Genomic DNA, 3,666 nt, shown 5'->3' with positions numbered 1-3,666 from the left:
GTGAATGTGATCTTTGTCTGTTTCCATATGTCTTATTATCACACTGTGTCTCTGACATATCTCATCCGAAAACTGTTTTATATCATCTGATATCTGCCTCGAAACCAGTAATTTCTTTCTATATTTGCAGACAAAAATAATGTGATATTGTAATAGGTATTAGTGTCTGTTTTTAGATTTCCATGTTCCCATGCCATGAGTATACAATAATTTCTGATTTTTGGCTACCTTAACCCACCGTCTAAAGCCAGTGGGATTGCGGTAGCCCTATTTCAATCAGGCGAAAAATTTCACCCAGATTCCCTGAATGAACAGCCCCATAATCATGATCGGCAATATGTATTTTACATAACCGCGAATCCATGCCGGAACCTTTAATCCGACACCCTCATTCGCCTCAGCGCGGTATTTGTCAAAGCCCCATCCGAAATCCCAGGTTGTAAATAACAGATAAACCAGAGACCCCAGCGGAAGCAGAATATTGCTCACCAGGAAATCCTCCAGATCCAGCACAGAACTGCCGGCGCCCAGCGGCTCAAAACCACTGAGTACATTATAGCCCAGTGCGCATGGAAGTGACAATAAAATAATCAGGACCACATTGATCCTTGCGGATTTTTTACGATCGATCTCAAACAGCTCCATGTCGCAGGCAATGATGTTCTCGAATACTGCGATAACGGTAGAAAGCGCCGCGCAGGACATAAACAGAAAGAACAGGCTTCCCCAGATACGTCCGCCGATCATGGAAATGAATACGTTCGGCAATGTAATGAAGATCAGGCTTGGTCCGCTGTCCGGATTCACACCAAACGCAAAACACGCCGGAAAAATGATCAGACCTGCAGTAATTGCCACAAACGTATCCAGAATTGCTACGTTTACAGACTCCCCTAACAGAGTGTTATCTTTCTCAAGATAACTTCCGAAAATAGCCATAGCACCGATACCCAGGCTTAAGGTGAAGAAGGACTGGTTCATCGCAGACACAATAACCTGACCGATGCCTACGGACTTCATCTTCTCCAGATCCGGAAGCAGGTAAAATTTCAGGCCTTCCATGCCGCCCTCGAGGAATACACCATGAACTGCCAAAATGAGCATCAGAGATAACAGACCGATCATCATGACCTTAGTGATCCGTTCTACACCTGCCTGCAGGCCCAGAGAGCAGATCAGAATACCAACAATGACAACCACTGCCATCCAGAATACATTAAGGCCCGGGCTGGACAACATCTCCCCAAACATTCCCTGGACATCTTCCGTATGCAATCCGGAAAATGCACCAGTAGCAAAGCTATAGAAATAGTACAGCATCCATCCTGCTACCGTAGTGTAAAACATCATTAATACATAGTTGCCCAGCAGCGCCACATAGCCATGCAGATGCCACTTGCTGCCCGGCTTTTCCAGCTCCTGGTACGCTTTTACCGGACTCTTACGGCTGGCACGCCCAACCGCAAATTCCATAGAAAGAACCGGTACTCCCATGATAGCCAGAAACAGCAGATAGATTAAAACAAAAATACCACCGCCGTTTGCTCCTACCACATAGGGAAAGCGCCACACATTCCCGATACCAATGGCGCATCCTGCAGACAAGAGCAGGAATCCCATCCTTGATTGAAAGGTTTCTCGTTGTTTCATATTCTTCTTATTTAACCTCCTTGTATTCCCCCATTTTGTCAAATCAAAACGCTTACTCCCCTGCGTTGCCGCAATATTCGCTATTATACACTATCCTTTGTCTGCCGTCAAATAAGATACAATCTCAGAATATGGTGGTTTTTGTTCCATTAGAAAACCTCCACAGATCAGAAGGCAGGGTAAAGAATTTTTACTCATCGATCTAATCTATGAAGGTTCTTTTTACGGATGTTCGACTTGAATTCTTATCTGAAAATGTCAGACCGGCAATCTTTCTATTTCCGTTCTGTGCCATCCCAGCTTCCGTCTTCCTTCACATAATAACCATCTGGTGTCAGGCAGTTTGCAAGCATCATGCCGCCTTTGCCATCGGCCTTTTCGTTCAGATAGTACCACTTTCCGTTCACGAATATCCAGCCGCGCTTCATGCCTGTCTGCGGATCAAGATAGAACCAGCTGCCATAAGCGCTGTCGCGGATCCATCCGGTCGCTGCGTAGCTGTCCTCGCCGAAAGCCCACCAGTTTCCATTGACAGGAACCCACTCATGCGCAGTTCCAACTGCATCATTTCCGGATGTTCCTGCCCCGGCACCTTTGCCATCGGCTGCAGCCTTCGCATAGATTCCGTCTTTGTAGAGGAGCTGATAACGTCCGTTGTCGTTTACCCAGTGGCTGAGTCCATCATTCGGTGTTCCGCCTTTTGCCAGATCGCTCTTTGTGATGATGGATCCTGTGAGAACGCCGCGCGTATCAGATACCTGTCCTCTTTGGGAATCTGTTGTGATATTCTCTTTTTTTCTGTCATCAAAATCATTGTCAGATAAATTGCTGTATCTGCGTGTTGCCTTCAGTGTTCCATTTACCCAGGTAATCGCATAGTTATTGCCTGTAAGACCTGACGGAATGATCACATATTCCTGCTCGATCTTCTTTGGTTCGTAATCACAGATAAAGTTCAGTGTTCCTGCGAGAACAGAATCGTCCTCTCCGTTCACAAAACCATCGTAAATCACTGTATACTCCGGAGCCACATCTCCCATCGTCACACTCTTATCTTCCGCCGTGATCGTAAGCGGTGCCTGTGTGATCGCAAAGTCGTAGGAAACACTTTCCTCCGTGTAATTCTTTCCTTCTGAAACACTGTAAACCACACGGTACTCTCCCACATCGACCGGATCAGACGTTAAGACCTCACTCGTCTCCCGGTTCGTGATCACGCGGCTCATCTTGCCGTCCCCGTCCGTTGTTGGAGTCAGATCCACAGCCTTTCCGTCATAGACACGAGTTGTGTACAGGTTTGCGGAATCGGTGAATACCGGGGTTTTCTTTTCAACCGTCATCGTTCCGGATTCTGTTGTTACCTTATAATTTTTGAGACCTGTAGCCTCCGGATAGATCGGATATGAACCGGCTGCTGTTCCCTTCTGATAAGAACAATCAAAGCGAACGGTTCCTCCGGCACTTTCCAGATTCTCGCCGTTTACAAAACCATCACAATCTGCCGTATATTCCGGAATCTCATCCAGATACGAAAGTTTCTGATCTGCCGCCGTAATCGGTTCCTAAAACCGGCTTGGAAAAAGAGATCTCTTTTCAGGTAAAAGAAAAACGCATCGTTTCCTGCAATCCTTCCCTTGGAAACCAAAAAAAAGCGAAAGCCTTCATAACTAAAGGCTTTCGCTTCATTGAGAGCGCGAGACGGGACTCGAACCCGCGACCCCGACCTTGGCAAGGTCGTACTCCACCAACTGAGCCACTCGCGCATTTATAAAAGGTAACATATACCCTCAAAACCACATATTGAATTTCATCCGTTTTTCTTACCTAAACCGTCTTGGTTAAGCCCTCGACCTATTAGTGACAGTCAGCTGCACATGTTACCACGCTTCCACCTCTGCCCTATCTACCTCGTCGTCTTCAAGGGGTCTTACTACTTGCGTATGGGATATCTCATCTTGAGGGGGGCTTCACGCTTAGATGCCTTCAGCGTTTATCCCGTCCCGACTTGGCTACTCG

At 46.7% G+C, this 3,666-nt stretch carries 2 protein-coding genes, 1 tRNA gene, 1 rRNA gene and 2 pseudogenes; all 6 read right to left on the bottom strand.

Annotated elements, in window-relative coordinates:
• A pseudogene (locus tag ACMP1L_RS11400) lies at window positions 1-192 on the bottom strand (transposase); the annotation flags it as partial.
• Window positions 193-276: 84 nt separating this feature from the next.
• On the bottom strand, window positions 277-1,650 hold the full coding sequence (locus tag ACMP1L_RS11395) for a sodium-dependent transporter (RefSeq protein WP_418453077.1): 1,374 nt from the start codon (window positions 1,648-1,650) through the stop codon (window positions 277-279).
• A gap of 275 nt (window positions 1,651-1,925) precedes the next feature.
• Window positions 1,926-2,990 (bottom strand): MBG domain-containing protein, encoded by a 1,065-nt coding sequence (locus ACMP1L_RS11390; RefSeq protein WP_418453076.1) that lies wholly within the window; start codon window positions 2,988-2,990, stop codon window positions 1,926-1,928.
• A gap of 6 nt (window positions 2,991-2,996) precedes the next feature.
• Window positions 2,997-3,206 (bottom strand): annotated as a pseudogene (locus tag ACMP1L_RS11385) (MBG domain-containing protein); the annotation flags it as partial.
• A gap of 134 nt (window positions 3,207-3,340) precedes the next feature.
• Window positions 3,341-3,413, bottom strand: a tRNA-Gly gene (locus tag ACMP1L_RS11380).
• Between the two features lie 71 nt (window positions 3,414-3,484).
• Window positions 3,485-3,666 (bottom strand): 23S ribosomal RNA (locus ACMP1L_RS11375); the annotation flags it as partial.

Origin of the sequence: Ventrimonas sp., from assembly GCF_048380235.1 — a bacterium.
Lineage (GTDB): Bacteria > Bacillota > Clostridia > Lachnospirales > Lachnospiraceae > Brotaphodocola.
The sequence above is the reverse complement of the archived record's forward strand: the minus strand, read 5'-3'. Positions and strand labels throughout refer to the sequence as shown.

Excerpts from the sequence above, each read along its gene's own strand:
- ACMP1L_RS11395 (WP_418453077.1), bottom strand. The coding sequence starts at position 1,650 with ATGAAACAACGAGAAACCTTTCAATCAAGGATGGGATTCCTGCTCTTG.
- ACMP1L_RS11390 (WP_418453076.1), bottom strand. The coding sequence starts at position 2,990 with ATGACGGTTGAAAAGAAAACCCCGGTATTCACCGATTCCGCAAACCTG.